This is a genomic window from Vibrio furnissii CIP 102972, from assembly GCF_000176175.1.
Taxonomy (GTDB): domain Bacteria; phylum Pseudomonadota; class Gammaproteobacteria; order Enterobacterales; family Vibrionaceae; genus Vibrio; species Vibrio furnissii.
On sequence record NZ_ACZP01000014.1, the window covers coordinates 274,579 to 300,880 of the forward strand.

The window sequence follows — 26,302 nt, forward strand, 5'->3', positions numbered from 1 at the left end:
TGAGCTGCGCCCATCAAGGACGAATGAATCAGCTATAAAGCGACGGCGCCAAGGTTTTGCATTTGACGCAATACCCAGTTCACACGCTGCTGCACATACTGCGTCATCGGGTACGGTTGAATTCGGTACGGATTGGGTAAAACCACGGCCAGTTGCGCCGCTTGGTAACGCGTTAAATGCGCCGCCGACACGCCAAAGTAGTGTTCACTGGCTGCTTGAATGCCATAAATCCCCGGTCCGAATTCCACCACATTGAGGTACATCTCCATGATGCGCGCTTTGCCCCAAATCAGTTCCAATAACAGTGAAATGTACAGCTCATAGGCTTTGCGCACATAGGTGTGGCTTGGGAACAAAAACACATTTTTCGCAGTTTGTTGGGTGATGGTACTCGCCCCGCGATCGGGGCCGTTCTCACCTCGATTTTTGATTACCGACGCTAACGCATGGGTGTCGATGCCCCAATGCTCTGGAAAACGTTGATCTTCAGACGCCATCACCGCCAAAGGCAACAGCGGCGATGCTGAGGCCAAGGGAATCCATTGATGTTGTGTGTGTGACGGATAGCCTTGCGGTGGAAACAGCATGCGCGACACCTGCCAGCCCCAAAAGGGCGGGTTCACGAATTTCAGCACCATCACCAGCACCACCGGCACGCCCAATGTTAGGACGATGGCGGTCATCAACAATCGTTTCATCCGACGTCGAATTCTTCGAATCAACACATTCACCTTTTGCCTTTTCCTCGCCGTTCACCGACGTTGAAGCACGACTCAAAAGCGCTCAGTTAATACCATCTCGCGCAATCAGTTGTCCGTTGTATGTAAAAGTGGTGACAAATTTACCGACTCAATAACATCAAGACACATTGCAATCAGCCGAGCAAACACAAGCAAACATCGCTGCAGCGTTAACGCGCAGCGCCTGAACGTCGCTGTGGCTCCGCTTGATGCAAGTACCGCGTGAACGTATCGCGTGGGCGCTCAAGCCCGTTTTCGGCCAGCACCCGCGATGCCATACCACGATGATTGCTGCCATGAGTCAACAAATGCAACAAGATCTCTTCCACACTCAATTGGCCAGAATCGCCATCCACAAAGGTAAAGGTCACGACACGTTGCAACGCTTCTGCACTCGCGGTTTGCGCAAACGTCTCCAACCATGAATCGTGGACGTCCATGGTTTGGCGCAGTTCGGCAATGGTCGGGGTTTCGGGGGTGTTGTCGGCGCGGTGTTGCTCCGGCTCGCCCTGAATGCGGCTGATGAACAAGCTATCCACCACCGTTGTATGATTTAAAATACGCACAAAAAACGTTGCGTCGTGCTCAGGCAATTGAGAAAACTGCTGCTCCCCCAACGCCAACAACTCACGGTTCGCCCACTTCTTATATTGAAACGCTTTGCCAAACTGCATCATTTATCCTTATCGGTTGTCTTTTCCATCGCCCTCACGGCTTCATTGATTGGGCGGAATGCTCACAGCCAATCAACCGACAAACACGTTACTCGGATTCCTCACGGACGTCGATAGGGAATAAACCCCGAAGCCGTCATTGTTCAGATGGGATTAAGTCGATAAGTGTACAAAGCGGGTTTGCAAAGCGGGGTGTCGCGGGATGAACCATAAGCATGGCTGAAACACAGATGGGGTTGAAGTGTGACGTCAGCGGAAAAGCGCAACGCGCCCTTCCGCGAACGAAATGACCTGCGTATGAGTTTACTTGAGCAGTTCAGCTTTCGCTTCTTCAAGCTCGGCTTTGGCTTCTTCTAGTTTTTGCATTCTTTTCTTGATCTTATCTTGCTTGCCGGATGCTTGAGCATCTTTCAGATCTTGAATTCGCTCTTCAACTTCTCGTTCTTGCTTTTGCACCTTCGCTTGTCGATCGCGGAGCAATCCTTCGTCGGTACAGTGTTGACGAACTTGGCTGAGCGCTTCTTCCAATCCTTCCAATTTACGTTGATTATCGTACTTTTTGGCTGACTCGATTTGCTCCAAAATGGCGTGTTCTTTAGCAGCGCACCCTTTTAAAGCGCCATCAGCCAATGCATGCGACAGTGGCAATAACGCCAACAAACCAACACAAAGCGACTTTTTAATCATACAACCACCTTTTATTTATGAAGGAGTGAGTATGCCATAGGTACGAGAGTTGAAAGTCCACACTTTGCAAAACTTCCCTTACAAATTGCTCACAGAAGGATTCATTTTGCAGGTATTTCTATCGACCATGTCACCAATAAACAGGCAACGCAACAATGAAAGCACGCGCAAGCCAAAGTGGTAAGCCGTCGCACGATTTGAATCGATGATTGGAAGTCACTTAAGAGTCAATGGCAGAGAGCATTGAGGTCTCAGAATAAACAGATGACTTCATGATTGGTCATCCGTTTATTCTGACCGTTAGCGATCACTGGTTCATACCACAACGTTCGGTTCTGATTGCGCGTGGATTTTTATATTTTGCATCAGTGTATGGTTCACATCACTGTCGCTGTCAGAAGCGTGGGAACTCAGTCGATCGTAGGGGTAGCGGTTCTAAGCAGGAAAGCTTTGAATGCACTTAATGTGGATGAGATAAAATTATTTTGAGTTGTTAATGTAGCGCTCAGCACTCGCAAATAGCTTATTACATAGCTTTTCCTGAGCAACATATTCTGCTGAACCTTTGGTCATCGACTCAAGAACTTCTTTCGCATCTTGGTACTCTTTGACCATGACAGCAAATCGTTCTTCAAAGTTATTTTTCTGCATTTTGCTGCTCGATTTCTTGCTCGATTTTCTTACAGGCTTTCTCATATCGTTTCTTACCTTATCTTAACCAAAATGGTATCTGCTCGTTCTAATCGATGAGCGTCAGTGCTTTCGTATGTGATGCAGATGAATTAGAACGCTCATTGGCACTTGAATTCATCACCAAGGTGCATGGCCGGTTGGATGCCGAACGATGAAGTGATTGATCATGGCGTCGTTTCCGTTCACGCAGAACAGAACCCCATCGATCATTCGATTGGCGTTTCGAGTATGGGAGTGGTGATGATATAAAGAAAAAAGATCCCTTCTGTTGAAGGGATCTTTTTATAGAATTCTTAGATTACAGTAACGTTGCCAGCTTGTGGGCCTTTGTTACCTTGTTCTACATTAAAAGAAACCTTTTGGCCTTCAGCTAATGTTTTGAAGCCTTCGCTGGCAATTGAACGGAAGTGAACGAACAGGTCAGCGCCGCCGTTGTCAGGAGTGATAAAACCAAAACCTTTAGTTTCGTTGAACCATTTTACTGTGCCAGTTGCTTGATTTGACATATCTATCTCATTGTGTTGATTGAATTAAAAGGTAAGCTACTAAATAAGGAATGAAGAAAAAGTATCGCAGGATAGATTGACCGACTTTCATCGGAAAACCTAAGAAGATCTTGAACTAAACATACTATCTTATAGCCCACCATTAGAGCTGCGAATACTATACACGAAACACACAGAATAGATACGCATTTCTTCATTAATTTTTTCTTACCATCGACCAAGCTGTGTCAGGTCATTATTGAAAGCAAACAAAAAGCGCCCCAATCGGAGCGCTTTCTTATTTGAATGGGTTATTCCCAATCCAGAATCACTTTACCGGAAGCGCCGCTGCGCATCGCGTCGAAGCCTTTTTGGAAGTCATCCACTTTGAAATGGTGCGTGATGATTGGCGTTAGATCTAGGCCAGATTGAATCAGGCTTGCCATCTTGTACCAAGTCTCAAACATTTCGCGGCCGTAGATGCCTTTGATCACCAAGCCTTTGAAAATCACTTGGTTCCAGTCGATCGCCATGTCTGATGGTGGAATCCCCAACAGGGCGATACGACCACCGTGGTTCATGGTTTTTAGCATGGAACTGAACGCGCTTGGTACGCCAGACATTTCCAGACCAACGTCGAAACCTTCGGTCATGCCCAGCTCAGCCATCACGTCTTCCAGCTTTTGCTCAGCAACGTTCACTGCGCGGGTGACGCCCATTTTACGCGCCAGATCCAAACGGTATTCGTTCACATCGGTGATCACCACATGACGTGCGCCCACGTGTTTTGCAACCGCTGCCGCCATAATGCCAATTGGGCCTGCGCCCGTGATCAGCACGTCTTCACCCACCAGGTCAAACGACAGTGCCGTGTGCACAGCGTTGCCGAACGGGTCGAAGATGGATGCGAGATCGTCTGAGATGCCTTCTGGGATCTTGAACGCGTTGAATGCTGGAATCACCAAGTACTCAGCAAATGCGCCAGTGCGGTTCACGCCGACACCAATGGTGTTGCGGCACAAATGCGTGCGGCCACCACGGCAGTTACGGCAGTGACCACACGTGATGTGGCCTTCGCCAGAAACACGGTCGCCGATGCTGAAACCGCGAACTTCCTGACCAATCGCAACCACTTCACCCACATATTCATGGCCGACCACCATCGGGACTGGAATGGTTTTTTGTGACCAGTCGTCCCAGTTGTAGATGTGGACGTCTGTACCGCAGATCGCGGTTTTCTTAATCTTGATCAGCAGATCGTTGTGGCCCATTTCGGGTTTATCCACTTCGGTCATCCAGATGCCTTGTTCAGGCTTTAGCTTCGAGAGCGCTTTGATTTTCATACTATTCACCCAATATTGCCCCGCTCAGTGCGAGGCAAAAAATTCCCTATTCTTCGTTATCACTAATGGCCGTGAAAACTTAGATGATGCCCATGTCTTGACCGACTTCGATAAAGGCATCAATCGCTTTATCCAGTTGCTCGCGCGTGTGCGCTGCAGACATCTGAGTACGGATACGAGCCTGACCTTTTGGTACCACTGGGAACGAGAAGCCAATCACGTAGATGCCTTTTGCCAGAGCGCGCTCAGCAAATTCCGCTGCAACTTTTGCATCACCTAGCATGATTGGGATGATCGCGTGGTCAGCACCCGCCATGGTAAAGCCCGCATTCGTCATGCGCGCGCGGAAGTGCGCCGCGTTGTCCCACAAGTGTTTACGCAGATCGCCGCTTTCTTGCAGCAGATCCAGCACGCGAATCGATGCAGACACAATCGCCGGCGCCACAGAGTTCGAGAACAGGTATGGACGAGAGCGCTGACGCAGCCAGTCGATCACTTCTTTCTTACCTGAGGTGTAACCGCCTGAAGCGCCGCCCATGGCTTTGCCCAGCGTCCCGGTAATGATGTCGATGCGGTCAATCACATTGTGGTATTCGTGCGTACCACGACCGTTTTCGCCCATAAAGCCAACCGCGTGAGAGTCATCAACCATCACCAGCGCGTTGTATTTGTCTGCCAGATCACAGATAGCCGGTAGGTTTGCGACCACGCCATCCATTGAGAAGACTCCGTCGGTCACGATCAACTTGTGACGCGCGCCTGCAGCATCAGCGGCAATCAGCTGCTCTTCCAGCTCTTGCATGTTGTTGTTGCTGTAACGAAAACGCATCGCTTTACACAGGCGAACACCGTCGATGATCGACGCATGGTTCAGCGCGTCAGAAATGATGGCGTCTTCTTTGTCTAGCAGCGTTTCGAACAGGCCAGCATTGGCATCGAAACAGGAGGTGTAAAGAATGGTGTCTTCTTTGCCCAAGAATTCAGACAGCTTCTGCTCTAGGGTTTTGTGCGTGTCTTGTGTGCCGCAAATGAAACGCACAGACGCCATACCAAAACCGTGAGAGTCCATACCCGCTTTCGCCGCTTCAATCAGCGATGGGTGGTTTGCTAGGCCCAAGTAGTTGTTGGCACAGAAGTTCAGGACTTCTTCGCCAGACGCGATGTGCACCGCCGCTTGCTGCTGAGAGGTGATCACTCGTTCGGCTTTGTAAAGACCCTCAGCTTTCACTTCCTCAAGCTGATCGCGAATCTGTTGGTAAAAAGCAGAAGACATTGCATTTTCCTTCTTGTTTTTTCTTTGCCTTGCGGCATGTAGGGTCAGTGAACGGATCTTTTCGGTCGATCCATTTACACTGTAAAAATTCAACTCTTCTAAGTGTAATCCAAGCACCGAAAAGGGATTATCCTGCTTTGCGGAAAAGCATTGGTGATTTGAAATCACAAATAAACTCTATTATTCCTCTATCGCCGAAAAAAGAGACAAAAAAAGCGCCTTATCAAAGGCGCTTGGGTTAGATTTTTAAACGATTTAGAAGAAGCCGAGTGGATTCACATCGTAGCTCACCAACAGGTTTTTAGTGTTCTGGTAGTGATCCAGCATCATTTTATGGGTTTCACGACCGATACCAGATTTCTTATAGCCGCCGAACGCCGCATGCGCCGGATAAGCGTGGTAACAGTTGATCCACACGCGACCCGCTTCGATGTTGCGTCCCATGCGATACGCGAGGTTAGTATCACGAGTCCACACCCCTGCGCCCAAGCCATATTCCGTGTCGTTGGCAATCGCCAGCGCTTCCGCTTCATCTTTAAAGGTGGTGATCGCAATGACCGGACCAAAGATCTCTTCTTGGAACACGCGCATCTTGTTGTGACCGGCCAGCATGGTTGGCTGAATGTAGTACCCTTGGCTGATGTCGCCCTGTTGATGCGCGACTTCACCGCCACACAACACTTGCGCCCCTTCCTGACGGCCAATTTCGAGGTAGCTCAGGATCTTATCAAACTGCTCTTGCGATGCCTGCGCGCCCACTTGAGTATCGCTGTCTAACGGGTTTCCTTGTTTGATGGTTTTCGCGCGATCCACCAGCTTGGCGATGAACTTGTCGTAAATCGATTCGTGGATCAACACACGCGACGGACAAGTACACACTTCGCCCTGATTGAAGAAGGCCAGTAACGTCCCTTCCAGACATTTTTCCAGATACGCATCTTCGTGATCGAACACATCGGCGAAGTAGATATTCGGTGATTTACCGCCCAGCTCCACCGTCGATGGAATCAAGCTCTCGGCTGCGCATTTCAGAATGTGGTGTCCGACATCGGTTGAACCGGTAAACGCCAGTTTGGCGATGCGATTACTGGTCGCCAGCGCCTGCCCCGCTTCTGCGCCATAACCGTTCACCACGTTCACCACGCCCGGGGGCAGCAGATCACCAATGGTTTCCATCAGCACCAGAATCGACGTCGGCGTTTGTTCTGCCGGTTTGAGCACCACACAACACCCGGCGGCAATCGCCGGTGCGAGTTTCCACGCCGCCATCAGCATCGGGAAGTTCCATGGAATGATCTGCCCGACCACACCAATCGGCTCTGGGAAGTGATACGCAGCGGTGTTGGCATCAATTTCTGCCGCACTGCCTTCTTGAGCGCGAATACAGCCGGCAAAATAACGGAAGTGATCGACCACCAAAGGCAAGTCTGCCGCGAGCGTCTCACGAATCGGTTTGCCGTTTTCCCACGTTTCAACAAAAGCCAGTGTCTCGAGATTCGCTTCCACGCGATCGGCGATTTTGAGCAGAATATTGGCGCGCTCAGCCACGCTAGTTTTGCCCCACTGCGCGCGCACTTCGTGCGCTGCATCAAGCGCTAAGTTAATGTCTTCGGCACTGGAGCGCGCCACTTGGCAGTAGGCCTGCCCGTTCACCGGTGACACGTTATCAAAGTACTCACCATTGACCGGTTTCACCCATTGGCCACCAATGTAGTTATCGTAATGGCTCTTGAAGTTGAAAATCGCATTGCTGGTTCCTGGTTGCGCATAAATCATCGTTCGATCCTTCTCACTTTCTCATTCACGTTAGGTTGTTGTTCGGGTGTCGCGTTTTCCTTTTCATTCCGCCCTTTAGGGAAGTGTTTAAAACAGACAAACGGCGCACCTTCTTCACTTCGTAACGCAAATCACACGCCAAGATGCGAATTCTTGTTGTTAATAAAATGTAAAACTATGATTAACAAAATGATTAAAAGATCAGTACTGAAATGGAATCGCTGTTCGGGAACTGCCACCCGATGTTCCAGTGTCCCAAAATGACACACAGCCACTGTGACAACATGGAACAGTTATGCAAATTCAAACCGTTAACCAAGATTGGCTCACCACTTCCTGGCATCGCAGCCAAGAAGCCGGGCTGACACAGCGAACCCGGCCGGAGCATATTCGCCTGCCGAACGATGAGCTGAAAGAACGTCAATGGCGCGCCACATCGCTGCTGTCTGCCGTCGAGCAACACGCGCTGCCGCTGTTCAACCAAATGTGTGCACGCAGTGACAGTCGATTAATTCTGACCGATGGCGAAGGGGTGATTCTGGCCACTTGGGGCCAGCAACGTTTCCATGAAAAGCTCACTGAAATCTCACTCGAGTCCGGCGCCTGTTGGCAGGAGAACATCAAAGGCACGAATGCGATTGGCACCGCGATTGTCGAAGCGCGCCCCGTGACCATCATCGGCAACCAGCACTACATTCGTCAGCATCATTTCATCAGCTGTTCGGCGTGTCCGCTGTTTAATCATCACGGTGAATTGCTCGGTATTCTCGATATCACCAGCGAGCAACAGCAGCACGATCTCTCCACGCAAGTTCTGGTACAGAATATGGTTCAGTTAGTGGAGAACCATCTATTGTGTGATATTCCGCAAGGCGCAACGCGCATTGATCTTGCCTACGACCGCTCGCTACTCAATAGCGGCTGGCAAGGTATCGTCATTGCCGATGAAAGCGGAAAAGTCCTGGCCCATAACCACATCGCCGCGCAACTATTAGCGCAAAACTCGGTGGTGGGACATACCATTGAAACGCTGTTTGATACCCAGCACAGCAAGTTTGTGTTTGAAAAGCATGCGCTCAACACCAAACCGCATCGCACTCAGGCCTATTCTGCCGCCTGCGATCTGCATTTTGGTGACAGCAACGTCGAACAAGCGTGGCAACAAGCCAATAAACTGATCGATAAAGACATTCCATTGCTGATCCTCGGTGAAACTGGGGTCGGCAAAGGCGAGTTTGTGAAAGCATTGCACAAACGCAGTTCGCGCCACAGCAAACATCTAGTCAGCGTCAATTGCGGCGCACTGCCCAAAGATTTGATTGAATCGGAACTGTTTGGCTATGTCGCGGGCGCCTTTACCGGCGCCAACAGCAAAGGCTATCAGGGGAAAATTCGCCAAGCCGATCAGGGCATTCTGTTTCTAGATGAAATCGCCGACCTGCCGTTGGAAGCGCAGTCGCGCCTGTTGCATGTACTGCAAGATAAGGTCGTGGTACCGGTGGGATCGAATCACAACTTCCCAGTGGACATTCAAATCATCGCTGCAACCCACAAAGACCTTGAGCAAGCGATGACCGAAGGTCGTTTTCGTCAGGATTTGTACTACCGCCTCAACGGATTGATTCTGCAACTGCCGTCCCTGCGTGAGCGACAAGACAAAGCCGCGCTGATTGAGCAGATCCACCACAAATATCGTATTGGCGCACAAGCACTCTGCCCTCACCTGATGACACTGCTGTGCAGCTACCCTTGGCCGGGAAACATTCGTGAACTGGATAATGTGATGAAAGTGTCGTCGCTGCTCGCTTGTGATGAACCCCAATTACGCCTTGAACACGTGCCCGGTCATATGACGGAATCACTCACGTTGAGCAGCTCCAAGGGTGACACGCCGAGGGTAAACGATCTAAAATCAACCGTCGACGACACATTATTGCAGGCCTATCAAGCCAACCAAGGCAACATCAGTCGAACATCAAAAATGTTGGGTATCAGCCGAAACACGCTGTATCGAAAACTCAAATCGCTGGGCATTTTGACCTGATCCACCCCGAGCGTGAAATTGCTGTTTTTACCCGTCAGGCTCACTTTTCAGCGCGAGCCTATGGGTTTGTACAAAGTTGACATTTTCGCGCAAATTCGCGCTTTTTAATGGTGATATTTATGACTTCAATTCACCAATCGAGCATAATAAATTTTATCCTTATCAATTATTTAGCCCTCAACGGTCGTTCTATCGGCTCGATGAATACAATTCTTTGGCACAGCGCACAGATTGAGATATTAAAAACGATACTCGGACACGCATTGGTCATAAATCTGCCAAAATAATGCACTTTTGTCACACTAACCGCACGATTACCGATAAACTCGTCGGCTAGCTGTTTGCCACTCTGTCCCGTTGCACAAGGAAACTGTGGCAGCAATAGAGAGCATTTGAACCATGAATTTTTTGGCAATTGAAGAAGTAGAAAGACCATGCTAAATACCAAACTCATTGGCCTACTTCCTGACTTAGCGACATTTATTTTGGTGGTAAATGAGGGCAGTTTTACCGCGGCTGCCAACAAGCTTGGGGTGACCCCTTCAGCACTGAGTAAATTGATCACTCGTCTGGAACTGGCACTGTCCGTCAAGCTGTTTGAACGCACCACCCGCAAGCTGATCATCACGCAGGCCGGGCAAAAAGTGTACGACCAGTGTTTGGTGATGGTGAACGCCGCCCAGCAGGCTGTGGAGCTGTCCAGTTCGGACCACACCGAACCCTCAGGCGCACTGACCGTCGCGGCGCCAGAAGCATTTCTCAACTCGGTACTGCAACCGTTTGTGGTGCCATTTTTGAAAAAATACCCGCAGATCCAGCTGAAATTACGCGCCGCCGATGGCGAAATTGATCTGTTCAAACACAACATTGATGTGGCGTTTAAACTGACTGATAAACCAGACGAAAATCTGGTCTTGCGCGAGCTGTGCAAAACCAACTTGGTTTTGTGTGCCAGCCCAGATTATCTGGCCGAACGAGGCACGCCTAAGCACCCCACCCAACTCACTGAGCACGATTGCTTGTATTTGGCCGAAACCGACAAAGATCACCTGTGGGATTTTCTCAAAGACGATGAGTTTCACACCGTCCCTGTGAGCGGGCGCTATGCCGTCAACCATTCGCAAATGCGTTTGAATGGGGTGAAAAATGGCTTGGGCATCGGCATCTTTCATGACTTCGTGGTACAAGATGCGTTGGCAGAAGGCAAAGTGGTGCAACTGCTCAAAGATTGGACCATCAAAAGCAACTATCATGGCGCCATCGCCATGCAGTACGCGCAAACCAAATACATGCCAGCTCGCCTACGCGTGTTCATCGATTATGTCATGAAGCACCTCAGTCCGAAGCTGAACGAAAAAGGATAGTCCATGCTGAAACGGATTCACCACGCCGCCATTATTTGTTCTGACTATGCTCGCTCAAAAGCTTTCTATACAGAAGTGCTGGGGCTGGAGATTGTTGCAGAGAATTACCGCGCCGCACGTGATTCCTACAAATTGGATTTAGCCTTGCCCGACGGCTCGCAAATTGAGTTGTTTTCGTTTCCGGATTCACCGCAACGCCCAAGTTACCCAGAAGCACAAGGCCTGCGCCATCTGGCGTTTGCCGTAGACGATGTGATGCAGGCTAAACAGCATCTCGAAGAGCAAGGCATTCACGTCGAACCCGTGCGCATTGATGAGTACACCGGACGCGCATACACCTTTTTTCAAGACCCGGACGGCTTGCCGCTCGAACTGTATCAAGCATAACGACACAAAAAAGCCAGAGGATGAACTCTGGCTTTTTCATTTCATGACAGCATCAAGGCTTATTGCAGGGCATTGCGTAGCTTTTCAACTCGGCTGAAGAGCAGCCAATCACATAGCAGTACGGTCACAATCGTTGCGCCCGCCAGCGGAAACGCCACACCAATCACCACCAGTGTCACCAGCCCCACTTTCCAGATGCCCGCTTGCGCAAAACGCGGCGGCACGCCCAGCTTGCCTTTCCCAACCGGGCGACGAATCCACCACATCACGATGCCACTGAGCGCAATCAACGCAAACGCGACACAAAATGCGACGTTCAGGTATTTATTCAATGCACTGAGATCGCCCTGATGAAGTGACACTCCCGCCGCCATCGCTTTGGCAAGCGGCGTGTAATCTTGCCAGGTGACATCCATCAGCAGTTCGCCGGAGTATTGATCAAAATGCGACGTGCGATCGTTGCGCGGATCGGTAATGTCGCCCGCCATGGTGTTCGCCGCCACGGTGTACACGCCGGTTTCATTCTTAGGGAAGTAAACGCGGTAATGCGCAAACCCTAACGTTGTAGCTTTGGTGATGATGGTGTCGATGTTGACCGCATTCGAAGCCATCATGTGCGCCGCCTCCATGCCCATTTTGGAGTGGTCATGCGCCGCTTCAGGTTCAGCCGATTGCGGCATCGGCGTGTGTTCCAGGTTCCAAGGCATCTCTTCTTCTGAGCCGTGATTCAAACTGGCGTGTGTCACCAGTGTTGAGGTCGGTTTTTGCCCCCACGTGTAATAGGTTGGAAACGTGTTCCATGCCTGCACCAGCGTTTTTCCCCACAAACCGGTCCACGAAAGCCCCGAAATCAAGAAGAACAACAACACAATTGACAGCACGCCACCCAAATTGGCGTGTAGGTCCCGCATCACGATGCGTGTACCACTGCCAAAACGAATTTTCAGAAACCCGGCCTTGCTCGCGTTATCCCGTGGCCACCACAGGTACAAACCGCTCACCAACAGCAAAATGCCCAGGCTGGCTGCGATTTCTAACAGATAATCGCCAGTATCGCCAATCAGCAACGTGGCGTGAATCGAGTTCGCCAGTTGATACCAGCTTTCAGAACGATCGATGGTTCCCAGTACGTGGCCTGAATATGGATTGACGGTCACAAATCGTTCGACACCGTCAGCCATTTGCACGGAGAATTTATTGGCGATGTCTGCAGATGTCGACGGCAAGAACTGGGTGACCACCGCATCGGGAAATGCGTTTTGCACCGCCATCAACTGGCGAGACACCGCCACACTGTGATGCTGCGGAATAACGTGCAACAGTTCGCTATAACGCGCTTGTTCGATTTCATCATCAAACAACATCACCAAGCCCGTCAGAGAAAGAATCAACATAAATGGGACGACGAACAGGCCAGCATAAAAGTGCCAGCGCCAAGTGAGAAAATAGAGCGATTTTCCGCGCGACGCAGAATCGGGTTGAGGCTTTGAAGCGTTGCTCAACATGAGTTTTCCTTTTGAATAAACGCAAAACACCCTCTTCAATACTAGATTGAAAGGGCGCCATACGTGTGACTTTACTGATTTATTTATAAGTATTATGAGAATGATTTTTACGAGGCAGCGGACTGGGGCGGGCCGCGAGGCACCTGCCGTTCAAATCGTACACTTAGAGCCAAAAAAGTGTAGCGGTCTGAAATGACAGCGCTCTGTGTGGTGTTGGGTCGTGTTGTTGGAAGCTTGTCAGTATGAAAATTCGAGAAATGGGCAAACGGACATGGTTTACCGTGTTGCGTTTGCGGCTTGCCATCGTCCACCTTCACCAGTTCAAAACCGTTGATGGTACAGAGGGTTGCCCAAACGCCCGCGTGACTGCCGTGCGCATTAATCACAGGCATGAGTGTCACCAATATCCAACTCAGGATACTGGCACGTAACATCATGCGGTGAAATGGCCGGTGGCGGATCATATCGATTCTCAAATCAAATGGTCCGCCACTATATCGGCTCATCAATAAAATAACAGTGCTAATACTCAGAAATTTAACAAAACCTGCGAATTTCTAAGGATATCCATTAACCAAACAGACGTTGCCAGATACTGGGATTGCGCTTGTCGTGGTACTCTTCGCGCAAACCATCCACCTCTTGCAGGCTGGTTTTGGCGGCGTCAAACTCACCATTATCCAGCTCGTTTTCAATCTTATCTAGCGTCACGCTCAGCTTGTTGAAGCCTTCCAAATACACATCCTGCTTCTCAGGTGGATACTCGCCCTGCTTGGCCTGTGCGACCAATTGCGTCAGTTCTGCGATCGGCGCTTGCATCGCTTCACTGGTTTGCGCTTCAGCGGCATGCTTAAACGCGGTTTTCATCTGTTTCATGATCTGCTTGAGATCCGAATCCGCCGCGAACGCCTGTGTGGCCATGAGCAAGCCAGCCGCCAAAATCATTGCTTTTTTCATTGTTTTTCTCTTCCTTTTTTAGGTTTGGGGACAGTCTACGCCATCCCTCTGGTGATGTTCAGCGCGAAATTGTTTCAAATGCTAAAGCATCGGGTATGAATCACCGGGCTTGCGATTAACGCTGTGCATGCAACGCTTGGAACTCGTCGATCGGTTGACGGCCGCGCGTTTGCAAAAATTGCAGGAACTGACTGGTGGAATGGGTAATCACTTTCTCGGGGGCGATGCCAACTTTGTCGAGCAGCTCGCTGGCTAACGTCAGGTTGCCCACATCGTGGCAGAAATGCGCATCGCTGCCGGTGGTGATCCACGCGCCGGCCGCTTTCGCCACTTCTGCAATTTGGTAGCAGCGATCCACGCTGCCTACGCGGCTGTGTCCTTTCAGCGTGCTGTTGTTGATTTCAATGGCGACATGGTGCTCTGCCGCGCAGTGAATCACGCTGTCAAAATCAAAGTCGAAATGGGGATTGCCTAAGTGACCCAACGCATCCACACGACCACTTTGAATCACGTTCAGCAGCGCTTCGGTATGATCGCGTTTGTCTGATGGGCGAAAAACAGGCTCATGAAAACTGGCGATCACCCAATCGAGGTTTTGATCCACGGAAGGATGGAGATCGACCTCGCCTTTGGTGTTCATGATGTTAGATTCCACACCACGGATGATGGCAACCCCTTCCAGAAAACGAGGCAGAATGCGTTGGTTGGAGAAGAACCAGTAGTGCGGCGCACCGGGCATCGATTCGGCGTGATCGGTGGTGCAGAACATGGCCAATCCGCGTTCGGAAGCGGCTTTGGCATTTTCGATTAACGTGCTGTAAGCATGACCACTGGCATAGGTATGAGTGTGTGTATCGACGGCTAATTTCATTTCGCTATTCCCTGACTCCATAATGAGAGCAGTTTATCAGCCAGTTCCGGTGGTTACCAATAAACCAAGGCACACGCGCAGAATTCGAGCGAACGCCTCAATGCCCGCCAGGCAATATATTCATCAAAGGAATAGGATTGAACGATTCTGCTGGCAAAACCGTCTGTTCGCTTCATCTGTTGTTTATTCCGTCTGCTGTTCACTTCGTCTGTTGTTCACTTCATCCGTTGTTCACATAGCAGCTTGATCATCGGTAGCGCCTTTTCCCACCCATCATTAAACATGCTGACAAAGTCTGCATGCGTGGTGACCGTGACGCGCAATAGCACGCTGCCCGCTTGCGGAATGATGTGATAACACTCCGTCGACCCAATCCATTTGCGCGCCATGTCACTGTCAATGTCTTGAACGTGCTCTGGCGTGAAGATCGCCACATGGTGATACGCCAGCGACTGACCCGGTTCAACCGTATCCAGCACCGCACGCGTACCGCCGAGTTGTGGGTCAAAAAATTTCATGTCAGCGCCTTCGCGCCATTCACCGCTAAAACGCGATTGCGGCGAAAACGCAGTCGCCCATTGCGTGTAGAGCTCCAGCTCCGTCAACATCTGCCACACTTGGTTTGGGTCGGACTGAATTTCAATCTGGTAATTCAACGTTAACATGCCGTTTGCCTCACTGATTCCGTGTTTCGATCACCTTGGGTTTTCCTGCCCGATTCTTCGCACTCGTCTCTTCAACATCCCATCGATTCAACATCCCTTAGTTTAACGGATTGGTTTAACGGATGGCTTAACGGATTGGTGTGATGAATGAATGTGATGGATTGAAAAATCGTCGCTTGGGTAAAGTTATAGATGACGCGGACAACAAACCGAGCGGTTTTCATTCGCTGCACCCGATATCTGTGAACCCATATGGGTTTTTCTCAAAATTGAACGCACGCAATATGCTGATATTTTTGCAAGTTACCTAAGTTGAACAATACTTATACCATCGTTTAACTATGGAATGGTTTATGACGAAGCGCCTCTATCCGCTGAGCATTCAAATCAGCAGCTTATTTCTGATATTAGTCACATTGATCGGTGCTGCTCTGATTGCCATCAGCTACCAACATTCACAACAATTATTGACCACCAGTGCGAAAGAAATCAGCCACGAAAATAGTCGAAAACTGGAAGCGGCGTTTCGCCAAAGCGCTTCCCCCATTCTGGCCACATTGGACTTTATGGCGTTCAGCGATTTTATCGACAAAGAGCGCCACGCCAATGACGAAGCGCGCTGGCTCGGCTCGTTAAAACTGGTGTTTGAGCGCAATGAAGACTTGGTTGCGCTGTACTTTGGCAACGATGACGGCGATTTCACCATGATTCGTCCGCTATTAACGCCTGAAGCGCGCGAACGCTTTGAAGCACCACCAGAAGCCTCGTTGTTTATCAACCAAACGAAAGTCGATGGCACCAACAACATCTACTTCCTCAACTCAGAATTTGAGCTGATTGACCAACGCCAGATGCGCAACAATGAGTACGACCCGCGCCAGCGACCTTGGTATCAATCGGCACAAAATGACGGTGCCATTCGCCTCACCGAACCTTACTTCTTCTACTTCCTCAAAACCCATGGGGTGACGCTGTCGCGCCGCTCGGTCGATGGAAAAAAAGTAGTCGCTGCCGATTTCACGCTGGATTCGCTCTCCAACCAAATTGCGCGCATTGGCTACTCGGCCAACACCAAACTGGCGCTGTTTGACCACCAATTCCGCCTGCTCGCGGAACATAACACGGCGATGGCCGTCGGCGACGACGCACCGGACACCAAAACCAAGCTGGCCTCTGGCATCTTTGCCTCAGTCGCCAATCGCATCAGTAGCCAAACCTTGTATGAAACCACCGACTTTGAAGGCGAGGATTGGTCAATCACCCTCACGCCCGTCACGCTCAACAATCACGTGCATCTGCTGTTAGCCGAAGCGACGCCGCAAAACGATCTGCTCGCGTCGTTGTTATCGATGCGCGACAAACAAGTCGCCGTCGCGATTGCGCTGCTGGCCATCTGCTTTGTGTTGGTGTGGTTGGTGGCGACCCGTTTGGCCAGCCCGCTGACCAATCTGGTGATTCAGACCGACAACATCGCGCGTTTTGACTTTAAAAAGACGCGCTACCCCAAAAGCGTGATCAAAGAGGTCGCCGACTTAACCCAATCCATCGAACTGATGGAACACACGCTGCACGATTTGTTGCGCTTGCTGCGCGATACGGCGTCGAACCAGCAGTTTGATGTGTTAGCCAAAACCATCACGCATCAAAGTTATTTGGTCACACGTGCAGAAACCATTTTGCTCTACACCTACTCCAACGAGAAACAGCAATTCGCCACCGTGGCCAATCACGCCATCATTCCGTTCAAAATTGATCTCAATGATTTGGTGCAAGACACGCCGTGGCTGCTGGCAGAGCTACGCAAAGGCGAAATTGTTCACCTCACACGTGACGACAACATTCTGCGCAAACATAAAGATCAGCTCTACAACAGCGACATTTACCTATTCCCGCTGCTCAATCGCGCCAAACAGTTGGTCGGGGTGCTCAACCTCGGTTATGAACGCACCACCACCAAAGCCCAACTCGACAAACACGCGTTTCTGCGTGAGGTGCTGAGCTTTGCGGAAATAGCCAAAGACAACATCGACAAGATGCAACAGCAAAAAGACATGCTCAATGCCTTTATTGCCCTGATTGCATCGGCCATCGATACCAAGTCGCCATACACAGGCGGCCACTGTCAGCGCGTGCCGGAGCTGACGAAAATGCTCACCGAAGCCGCCGCCAAAGATAACCACTACTTCCCCCATTTCAAGATGAGCAGCGAACAGTGGGAAGAACTGATGTTGGCCGCATGGATGCACGATTGCGGCAAAGTCACCACACCCGAATATGTGGTCGACAAGGCCACCAAACTGGAAACCATTTACGACCGCATTCACGAAATTCGCATGCGTTTTGAATTACTCAAATTGCAGGCAGAAAGCGACTACTGGCAAGCGCTCGCGAGCGGCGGCGATGCCAACGCGTTGAAGGCTGAATTGGATGCCACACAAGCCACCTTGGATGAGGAGTTTGCCTTTGTCGCCAACTGCAACATCGGCGGCGAATTCATGAGTGATGAAGACATTGAACGCCTCAGTCAGATTGCCCAGCGTCAATGGAAGCGCACACTGGATGACCAACTCGGTATTTCTTGGTTGGAAAGCGAACGCTGCGACGAAAAAGCCGATCTGCCCGTGATGGAACATTTACTCGCCGACAAAGCGGTGCATTGCGTGCCTTGGGAGGCCGGGAAACGCCCGCAAGATGCGTGGCTGGAAGAGTTCATCCTCAAACCCGGGGCGCTACAACACAACCGCGGTGAACTATACAACCTCAGCATTCGCCGTGGCACCTTGACCGAAGAAGAGCGTTTTATCATCAATGACCACATCGTGCAGACCATTGTGATGCTGCAACGCCTGCCCTATCCAGAGCACCTAAAAAATGTGCCGGATATTGCCGGCGGTCACCATGAACGCATGGATGGCAAAGGCTATCCGCGTGGGCTCCATGAAGATGAGCTGTCGATTCCAGCGCGCGTGATGGCGATTGCTGATGTGTTTGAAGCGCTCACCTCCAATGATCGCCCGTACAAAAAAGCCAAAACCCTGTCGGAATCAATCAACATCATGACCAGCATGGCGACCTCCGGACATATCGATCCCAAACTCTACGTGCTGTTCCTCGAAAAAAGTATTCACCAAGCGTATGCCGAGCGTTTTCTTGACGACGAACAGCGCAATGAAGTCGATATCGCCGAGCACATCAAGCGCGTCAAAGCCTACATGAAAGCGCAGTTCTAACTAGAGCAATCACTCTATATGCAATCAAAGCGGCCAAATTCGGCCGCTTCCTTTAAAATGAACCACTTACCTAAAAAACGACTCAATATTTAATCGATTGCGTTATCAATAGTTGATGTGTGTCAAATAGTCGTAGACAATAGACACCCGGGCGAGATCGCAAATCTACTTGTATTTGTGATCTCGCTATCGGTTTTGTCTATATGAATGATAGGCACGGCCTTCTTTCTATTTGTGTATTGCGCTGCTAGGGTTGGCGCATGCTAACTACCTCGTTTTTAAGGGAAAGATGATGGTAATACCTGAAAACAGCAGCATCGTGATTTTTGGTGCTTCGGGAGACTTGACGTACCGCAAGTTGATTCCTGCTCTGTATCACTTGTATGCGAGCAAACAACTGCCAGAATCCTTTGCTATTTTGGGCGTAAGCCGAACTGAATACAGCGATGAGTCATACCGCGAGAAGTTAAAGCGCTCACTCAAGGAACTGGAGAAGACAGAACCTGAGATTCTTGAAGCCTTCTGTGAACATCTTCACTATCAAGCAATCAATACATCCGATGTGGATGATTACGCGAAACTCACCACTCGCCTTGATCAACTTGCTGACAAGTACGATCAAACGGAACGCAATACACTTTTCTACCTTGCGACCCCACCAAGCCTTTACGGCGTGATTCCTGGGTGTCTTGCCGCTCACGGATTGAACGAAGAGAAAAACGGCTGGAAACGTCTGATCATCGAAAAACCATTTGGTTACGATCTGAAGTCGGCGCAAGAGCTGGATATCGAAATCCACAACCATTTCAAAGAGCACCAGATCTACCGTATCGACCACTACTTGGGTAAAGAAACGGTCCAAAACCTGCTGGTATTCCGCTTTGCCAACGGCATGTTTGAACCTCTGTGGAACCGCAACTTCATCGACTACGTTGAAATCACAGGCGCGGAATTCCTTGGTGTGGAAGAACGTGGCGGTTACTACGATGGATCAGGCGCCGTACGCGACATGTTCCAAAACCACCTGCTGCAAGTCTTGGCCATGGTCGGTATGGAACCCCCAGCGGCGATCAACGCCAACTCGATTCGTAACGAAGTCAACAAAGTGCTGCAAAGCCTGCAACCTTTGTCAGACGAGGATCTGCGCAAGAACTTGGTGCTGGGCCAGTACACCGAATCGGAAGTGCGCGGTCAGTTTCTACCGGGTTACCGAAATGAACATGGCGTTGCAGAAGATTCACGTACCGAAACGTATGTGGCGCTGAAAATGTTCATCAACAACTGGCGTTGGAATGGCGTGCCATTCTACGTGCGCTCGGGTAAACGCCTGCCAACACGCGTGACCGAAGTGGTTATTCACTTCAAACGCACACCGCACCCAGTCTTTGGTCAAAACGCACCGGAAAACAAACTGATTATTCGTATTCAGCCGGACGAAGGCATCCTGATGAGCTTTGGTTTGAAAGAGCCAGGCGCAGGCTTCAAGGCGAAAGAAGTATCGATGAACTTCCACTACACATCGCTTGAAGAGACCACGATGCTGACCGCTTACGAGCGTTTGCTGCTGGACGCGCTGAACGGTGATGCGACTCTGTTTGCCCGTACCGATGCGGTGGAAGCGTGTTGGAAGTTTGTTCAGCCAATTTTGGACTTCAAACAAGACCCGCAATCCCTGTATGGTTATGCGTGTGGTACGTGGGGGCCAAAAGAGTCTGACGAGCTGTTGACCAACGACGGCCGCGACTGGCGTTACCCATGTAAAAACCTGACGAACACGGACTACTGCGAACTATGATCAATCATAAGATTTTTCCAACTGCCGATGCGGTGGTTGAATCCTTAGCGAATGACATGAAAGCGTACAGCGAGCTCGGTCGCCCTGTGCACATCTCACTGTCTGGCGGCAGCACACCTAAAATGCTGTTCAAACTGCTGGCTTCTGACGCATACGCCACTACAATTCAGTGGCACAATCTGCACTTCTGGTGGGGCGATGAACGCTGCGTTGCACCAGACGATGCCGAGAGCAACTACGGTGAAGCCAACGCGCTGCTGTTTAGCCACATCGACTTGCCTGCAGCCAACATTCACCGCATTCTGGGTGAAAACGAGCCACAAGCTGAAGCGCAGCGCTTCGCGCAAGAAATGGCAGACATCATTCCATCAGAAAACGGCACACCCGTGTTTGATTGGATTCTGTTGGGTGTTGGCGCCGATGGCCATACCGCATCGCTATTTCCGGGCAAAACCAACTACGACGATGAACATCTGTCGCTGGTTGCAACGCATCCGGAATCCGGCCAGCTTCGCGTGTCAAAAACGGCGAAAGTGCTGGAAGCAGCAAAACGTATCAGTTATCTCGTTCTTGGCGCTGGTAAAGCCGAGATCGTTTATGAAATTCACACAACTCCAGCCGAAGATCTGCCTTACCCGGCAGCAAAAATCCAGTCCACGACTGGTGAAACGGAGTGGTATTTAGATTTAGACGCAGCAACGAAGATTGCGTGAAGGAGAGAAATAAAATGAAAGGTGATATCGGTGTAATTGGCTTGGCAGTAATGGGCCAAAACCTAATCCTGAACATGAACGACCACGGCTTTAAAGTGGTTGCGCACAACCGTACTGCGGCCAAAGTTGACGAATTCTTGGAAGGCCCTGCCAAAGGCACCAACATCGTTGGCGCTTACACGCTGCAAGAGCTGGTCGACAAACTTGAAACACCACGTAAAGTGATGCTAATGGTGCGTGCTGGTGCCGTGGTTGATGCGTTCATCGATCAACTGGTTCCTCTGCTAGACAAAGGCGACATCATCATCGACGGTGGTAACACCAACTACCCAGATACCAACCGCCGCGTTGCTGCGCTGCGCGAAAAAGGCATTCACTTCATCGGTACTGGCGTATCCGGCGGTGAAGAAGGTGCGCGTTTCGGACCATCGATCATGCCTGGTGGCGCACCAGAAGCATGGCCAGCAGTGAAACCGATTTTCCAAGCAATCTCTGCAAAAACTGACTCAGGCGAGCCATGCTGTGATTGGGTAGGTAACGACGGTGCAGGTCACTTCGTGAAAATGGTTCACAACGGTATCGAATACGGCGACATGCAGCTGATCACTGAAGCGTACCAGTTCATGAAAGATGGCCTGGGTATGACTGCAGAAGAGATGCAAGCCGTATTTGCAGACTGGAACACCACCGAACTGAACAGCTACTTGGTAGAAATCACCGCAGACATCCTTGGCTACAAAGATGAAGACGGTGAAGCGCTGGTTGAGAAAATTCTCGACACGGCAGGCCAAAAAGGTACCGGTAAATGGACAGGTATCAACGCACTGGATCTGGGTATTCCACTAACGCTGATCTCTGAATCTGTATTTGCGCGCTGCTTGTCTGCACTGAAAGACCAACGTGTTGAAGCCGAAAAACTGTTTGGCAAAACCATCACGCCAGTTGAAGGTGACAAACAAGTGTGGGTTGATGCACTGCGTCAAGCGCTGCTGGCTTCAAAAATCATCTCTTACGCACAAGGCTTTATGCTGATGCGTGAAGCATCAAACGAAAACGGCTGGGATCTGAACTACGGTAACGTTGCGCTGATGTGGCGCGGTGGTTGTATCATCCGTTCTGCATTCCTGGGCAACATCCGTGATGCATACGAAGCAAACCCAGACCTAGTATTCCTAGGCTCTGATGATTACTTCAAAGGCATCCTGACAGGTAGCCTAGCCGCATGGCGTAAAGTGGCAGCGAAATCGCTAGAAGCGGGTATTCCAATGCCATGTACCACATCCGCACTGACCTTCCTGGATGGTTACACCACCGCTCGTCTGCCAGCGAACCTGCTGCAGGCGCAACGTGACTACTTCGGCGCGCACACCTATGAGCGTACTGACCGTGCACGTGGTGAGTTCTTCCACACCAACTGGACCGGTACAGGCGGTGATACTGCGTCGACAACTTACGACGTATAAGACGTAACTTGGGGCCATATCACCCCCAAGCCTACGCCTGACAATAGAGCATCAAGGAGGATGTTAACATCGTTAACATCCTTTATTTTTTGCTCAGATTTCCTACTTAGAGAACTAACAATGACCTCAAATATTGACTATGTTTTCGTTCCAAAGGGTTTGGAACAAGAAGCGGGTAAGGAAAAAAAACCACTGTCTGAGCAAGAAGCGAAGCGTCTTGCCATGGTGCAAAAAGCACAACAACAAGGCGGTTTATAAGTAAACCCACACATGAAAAAAGCACCCTTGGGGTGCTTTTTTATTTGGTGCAGTGCGTCGCGATGGACTCTGAGCGGCCATCCGCCGCGCTTTCATCCTTTGTGCTTTGGCTTGTGTCCTTTGCCCGGATTGTTTTTGCCTTTGAAACTGCGATGTTCTGGTGGCTCAGCCTTGGGCTTTTTGGCGTCACACTCACCCGCCCCAATCGTGATGCCTTGGGTCGACACTTCCAAGCAATCCGCCGAGAGCGTCACCGGCTCATTGATGAGTTCGACCTTTGCTTGCGCAGCGCCACACAGCGTCGTGAGCACCATAACCATGCCAATACGTTTCATTTCTCTTCCTTATCAAACAGACTCGCACGCATTGAACCCGACTCTCATTTTCGGCTCAATATGCCGCTCGAACCCTGACAAGAAAATCACGTGCTACACACCGTTCGCTAAAAACCGTGGATAAAAAACGAGCGCCATGGGCGCTCGTTGTCATTGAGGATGATGAAAAATGCTCAGCACATTTACTGTACTTTAAACTGCCCGACAACGTGCGATAGGCCGTTCGACGTGTCTCCCAATTCACGGCTGATCACATCGGTATCCGACGCGTTGTGATTGAGTTGACCAATCAGGTTTTGAATCGCCGCCATATTGCGGCTGATTTCCCCGGTCACTTGGCTTTGCTGCTCCGCAGACGTTGCCATCAGCGTGTTGAGGTCGTTGATTTCCACCACCGACGTGGTCACCGTGTTGAGTGAGGTCATCACCTTGTGCGTGCTATTCGATGTGGCTTCACAGCTGCGACGCGTCGATTCCATCTTGGTCACTACGTTGTCGCTGGTTTGACGTAGTTTCGACAGCATATCGTTGATCTGCGCTGTGCTTTGCTGCGTGCGCGCAGCCAAGGCGCGAACTTCATCAGCCACCACCGCAAAGCCACGGCCCTGTTCACCCGCACGCGCCGCTTCAATGGCTGCGTTGAGTGCCAGCAAGTTCGTTTGCTCTGCAATGTCGCCAATCACTTGCAACACGGTGCTGATCTGTTTGGTGTCTTCGCTCATCGCACCAATGGTGTGCGACATTTCTGCCACATCAGATTCCAACTCACTGACACTGCTCACAGCATCATTGACGGTGTGTTTCGATTCATCAGCGTACGTATTGGTGCGTTCGGTGAGTTTGGCCGCATCGGAGGCACTTTGCGCAATCGATGCCGCGGTGGCGCTCATCTCTTCAATCGCAGCAATCACTTGCTCGGTTTCCACCGTGTGCGATTGCAACATCTGAACGTTAGACGCCGATTGGCTGCTGAGCTGGTTCACCGCACCATCAATTTGCGACGAGGAACTGGAGACCTGAATGAACATGCCTTGCAGCTGTTCAATAAAGCGGTTGATGGAGGCGGAGATCTGGCCAATTTCGTCTTTCGACGTGGCTTCCAAGCGCTGCGTCAAATCACCGTTGCCTTGTGACAAACCGGCCACCAAATCTTTCAGACGCAACAGAGGTTTAAATGCAAAATGCAGCATCAGCACACTGAGCGGAATGATGATCGCAGCGCTCGCCAACAATGCCAAGGTGATCATCCAGTTCAAGCGGTTGGTGTTGCTTTGAATCTTATCCAAATCGATATACCCGGTCAGCGTCCAGTTTTGATCGCCCACTTTCACTTCGCGAGAAATCGGGATCAAGTTCGTACCGCTTTTATTAGAAAAGATCGTGACGTTGTTGCTAGAGGTCAATTCAAGGTAGCTGCCTTCCAGCGAATAGTTCTTCAGCACACTTGTCAGCTCATTCAAATCGAGCACAAAAAAGTTGACCGAATCATCCACGCGTTTGACCGAAATCGTCAGCATCGGATGCCCGTCTTCGATTTCAACCGGGCTGATGGTCGGTTCCATGCCTTGTGTTTCGGCCAGCCCAATATATTTCTGCGCTTTGGCATCATCCATTGAGCCGGTGTCATCAAAAGCATATCCGCTCACAATCTTAATGATGCGGTAAAAGCCGGAATTCTCTTTGGTATCGACAATGTCCATCATGCTGAAGTTCAAGCTGCTCGCGAGGGCAATTTTTGCGCCCAGTTCGCTATTGAGCTTGTGATCAACCAAGTCGATGTTGTGGGTAATGTTTTTGGTGTCTGACTGATAAATGTAACCACTGATAAAGTGGTTCACGCTCAGGTATGAGACAAGGATGGTGACGGTAATGATCGAGACTATTAAAAGTATTAATTTATTTTTAAACGAAAAGTTTTGCATGACACTTTACATCCATCAAAGTGATCTTAGTCCATGGGTATCCTACACATTGCAGTGCATCTGAAATGTAATGAAAATGTTTCTTATATTCATCTAAACAACATGCTATGCGAGCTTTGTTTTTCATGCAAATACTAAAGTTTAATATTCTGCCACTGATTGTATTTAAAATAGTCAACAAGGTGATCAATTAAGCTGCGCACGGCCGGAGCCAAATGTTTGCGCGATGGGTAGAGTGCATAAATATCCATCACACTCGGTTGCCATTGCGCTAACACCGGCACCAACTCGCCGCGCGCCAACGCGCTCTGCACCAAATAGGTCGGTTGCATGCTCACCCCCATTCCCAACACGGCGGCACTGAGCAACGTGGTTGCTTCATTGGCGGTCAGGGCGCAGTGCACTTCCACCGCGGCTTGTTCACTTCCGCGGGTCAAATTCCACACATGGCGATCAAAGTTTTTGTACCCCAAGCAACGATGCTGCGCTAAATCGGCAGGCGTGCGAATGTCACTGGCGTTTTCTAGGTAATCAGGCGAAGCCACCAGCACCGAATCACAGCGCCCGATGCGACGACCAATCAACGACGGATCCGGATTGGCTGCGATACGAATTGCCAAGTCTATGCGTTCCGTTACCAAGTCGGCAGCTCGGTCTTGTACATCAATGTCGATTTCCACCTGCGGGTGATCAGCCAAAAACGAATTGACCGCAGGGATCAATTGTGAAAAGCCAAACGACATGCTGGTTGCCACCCGAACTTTGCCTCGCAGCTCATCGCGATTGAGCAAACGGTGTTGCAACCCTTCCGCTTGATCCACCCAAAGTGCCACTTCCGCCAAGCACTCTTCACCCGCAGTGGTTAACGACACTTTGCGCGTGGTGCGATTGAGCAATCGTACATTCAGCCAGCTCTCCATCGCATCGATGTAACGCGTCACCATAGGGCGTGACATCTCCAAGCGATCCGCCGTGGCGGTAAAACTGTTGGTTGTCGCCACATCAATAAACACTTTGGCCGCAATCAGTCTGTCCATAATTAGCTCGATTTAAGAAACAATGATGCTAATTATTCGCTATATATCCGAACAAGTCCAATCCGTACACTGCGCTCATCAACTC

The 26,302-nt window shown here is 50.3% G+C and carries 24 protein-coding genes; 8 read left to right on the top strand and 16 right to left on the bottom strand.

The window, feature by feature from the left end; all coding sequences use genetic code 11:
* Positions 1-32: 32 nt before the first annotated feature.
* The 8 genes from mtgA to exaC all read right to left on the bottom strand — a co-directional run bounded on the left by mtgA (position 33) and on the right by exaC (position 7,671).
* Entirely contained in the window at positions 33-698 is a 666-nt protein-coding gene (gene mtgA, locus VFA_RS11495; RefSeq protein WP_004726994.1) for a monofunctional biosynthetic peptidoglycan transglycosylase, read from the bottom strand.
* A 212-nt stretch (positions 699-910) separates the two neighbouring features.
* Positions 911-1,414 (bottom strand): DinB family protein, encoded by a 504-nt coding sequence (locus VFA_RS11500; RefSeq protein ID WP_004726995.1) that lies wholly within the window; start codon positions 1,412-1,414, stop codon positions 911-913.
* A 303-nt stretch (positions 1,415-1,717) separates the two neighbouring features.
* Entirely contained in the window at positions 1,718-2,101 is a 384-nt protein-coding gene (locus tag VFA_RS11505; protein WP_004726996.1) for a DUF1090 domain-containing protein, read from the bottom strand.
* Between the two features lie 480 nt (positions 2,102-2,581).
* Entirely contained in the window at positions 2,582-2,797 is a 216-nt protein-coding gene (locus tag VFA_RS23005) for a hypothetical protein (RefSeq protein WP_014257562.1), read from the bottom strand.
* Between the two features lie 290 nt (positions 2,798-3,087).
* Positions 3,088-3,300, bottom strand: coding sequence for a transcription antiterminator/RNA stability regulator CspE (gene cspE, locus VFA_RS11510; protein ID WP_004726999.1), 213 nt, complete (start codon positions 3,298-3,300; stop codon positions 3,088-3,090).
* Between the two features lie 290 nt (positions 3,301-3,590).
* The gene (gene tdh, locus VFA_RS11515) at positions 3,591-4,622 is read right to left on the bottom strand and encodes an L-threonine 3-dehydrogenase (protein WP_004727000.1); all 1,032 of its coding nucleotides are present in this window, start codon (positions 4,620-4,622) and stop codon (positions 3,591-3,593) included.
* A 79-nt stretch (positions 4,623-4,701) separates the two neighbouring features.
* Complete coding sequence (locus tag VFA_RS11520) at positions 4,702-5,895, bottom strand: glycine C-acetyltransferase (protein WP_004727001.1); 1,194 nt, start codon at positions 5,893-5,895, stop codon at positions 4,702-4,704.
* A gap of 255 nt (positions 5,896-6,150) precedes the next feature.
* Entirely contained in the window at positions 6,151-7,671 is a 1,521-nt protein-coding gene (gene exaC, locus VFA_RS11525) for an acetaldehyde dehydrogenase ExaC (protein WP_004727002.1), read from the bottom strand.
* A 295-nt stretch (positions 7,672-7,966) separates the two neighbouring features.
* Between exaC and VFA_RS11530 the strand changes: the two genes are divergently transcribed.
* From VFA_RS11530 to gloA2, 3 genes are all read left to right on the top strand, one after another.
* The gene (locus VFA_RS11530) at positions 7,967-9,715 is read left to right on the top strand and encodes a sigma-54-dependent Fis family transcriptional regulator (RefSeq protein WP_004727003.1); all 1,749 of its coding nucleotides are present in this window, start codon (positions 7,967-7,969) and stop codon (positions 9,713-9,715) included.
* Positions 9,716-10,149: 434 nt separating this feature from the next.
* Positions 10,150-11,079 carry a LysR family transcriptional regulator gene (locus VFA_RS11540; protein ID WP_004727005.1) on the top strand — a complete coding sequence of 310 codons (930 nt, stop codon included), beginning with the start codon at positions 10,150-10,152 and terminating at the stop codon, positions 11,077-11,079.
* A gap of 3 nt (positions 11,080-11,082) precedes the next feature.
* Entirely contained in the window at positions 11,083-11,466 is a 384-nt protein-coding gene (gloA2, locus tag VFA_RS11545) for an SMU1112c/YaeR family gloxylase I-like metalloprotein (protein ID WP_004727006.1), read from the top strand.
* A gap of 59 nt (positions 11,467-11,525) precedes the next feature.
* Here the strand turns inward: gloA2 and VFA_RS11550 are convergent, their stop codons facing one another.
* From VFA_RS11550 to VFA_RS11570, 5 genes are all read right to left on the bottom strand, one after another.
* Positions 11,526-12,971 (bottom strand): PepSY-associated TM helix domain-containing protein, encoded by a 1,446-nt coding sequence (locus VFA_RS11550; protein ID WP_004727007.1) that lies wholly within the window; start codon positions 12,969-12,971, stop codon positions 11,526-11,528.
* Between the two features lie 107 nt (positions 12,972-13,078).
* Positions 13,079-13,435, bottom strand: a complete 357-nt coding sequence (locus VFA_RS23905; protein WP_038151647.1) for a hypothetical protein — start codon at positions 13,433-13,435, stop codon at positions 13,079-13,081.
* 106 nt (positions 13,436-13,541) lie between these two features.
* Positions 13,542-13,928 (bottom strand): cytochrome b562, encoded by a 387-nt coding sequence (locus VFA_RS11560; RefSeq protein WP_004727008.1) that lies wholly within the window; start codon positions 13,926-13,928, stop codon positions 13,542-13,544.
* Positions 13,929-14,043: 115 nt separating this feature from the next.
* Positions 14,044-14,799: a phosphatase gene (locus tag VFA_RS11565; RefSeq protein ID WP_004727009.1), complete on the bottom strand. Its 756-nt coding sequence runs from the start codon at positions 14,797-14,799 to the stop codon at positions 14,044-14,046.
* A gap of 215 nt (positions 14,800-15,014) precedes the next feature.
* Complete coding sequence (locus VFA_RS11570) at positions 15,015-15,464, bottom strand: SRPBCC family protein (protein WP_004727010.1); 450 nt, start codon at positions 15,462-15,464, stop codon at positions 15,015-15,017.
* Positions 15,465-15,817: 353 nt separating this feature from the next.
* On the opposite strand from VFA_RS11570, the gene VFA_RS11575 reads away from it, so the two are divergent.
* The 5 genes from VFA_RS11575 (at position 15,818) to VFA_RS23910 (ending at position 22,923) form a co-directional block, all read left to right on the top strand.
* Positions 15,818-18,694, top strand: coding sequence for an HD domain-containing phosphohydrolase (locus VFA_RS11575; protein WP_004727012.1), 2,877 nt, complete (start codon positions 15,818-15,820; stop codon positions 18,692-18,694).
* Positions 18,695-18,986: 292 nt separating this feature from the next.
* Positions 18,987-20,489 (top strand): glucose-6-phosphate dehydrogenase, encoded by a 1,503-nt coding sequence (gene zwf, locus VFA_RS11580; RefSeq protein WP_004727013.1) that lies wholly within the window; start codon positions 18,987-18,989, stop codon positions 20,487-20,489.
* A complete protein-coding gene (gene pgl / locus VFA_RS11585) occupies positions 20,486-21,202 on the top strand; it encodes a 6-phosphogluconolactonase (protein WP_004727014.1) in 717 nt (238 codons plus the stop codon). Before zwf ends, pgl begins: the two co-directional genes overlap by 4 nt.
* Before the next feature lie 14 nt (positions 21,203-21,216).
* Complete coding sequence (gene gnd, locus VFA_RS11590; RefSeq protein WP_004727015.1) at positions 21,217-22,665, top strand: decarboxylating NADP(+)-dependent phosphogluconate dehydrogenase; 1,449 nt, start codon at positions 21,217-21,219, stop codon at positions 22,663-22,665.
* 120 nt (positions 22,666-22,785) lie between these two features.
* A complete protein-coding gene (locus tag VFA_RS23910) occupies positions 22,786-22,923 on the top strand; it encodes a hypothetical protein (RefSeq protein WP_004727016.1) in 138 nt (45 codons plus the stop codon).
* Positions 22,924-23,015: 92 nt separating this feature from the next.
* On the opposite strand, the gene VFA_RS11595 is transcribed toward VFA_RS23910, so the two are convergent.
* The 3 genes from VFA_RS11595 to VFA_RS11605 form a co-directional block, all read right to left on the bottom strand.
* A complete protein-coding gene (locus tag VFA_RS11595; RefSeq protein ID WP_004727017.1) occupies positions 23,016-23,258 on the bottom strand; it encodes a hypothetical protein in 243 nt (80 codons plus the stop codon).
* Between the two features lie 182 nt (positions 23,259-23,440).
* Entirely contained in the window at positions 23,441-25,180 is a 1,740-nt protein-coding gene (locus tag VFA_RS11600; protein ID WP_004727018.1) for a methyl-accepting chemotaxis protein, read from the bottom strand.
* Between the two features lie 134 nt (positions 25,181-25,314).
* Positions 25,315-26,217, bottom strand: coding sequence for a LysR family transcriptional regulator (locus VFA_RS11605; protein WP_004727019.1), 903 nt, complete (start codon positions 26,215-26,217; stop codon positions 25,315-25,317).
* Positions 26,218-26,302 lie beyond the last annotated feature (85 nt).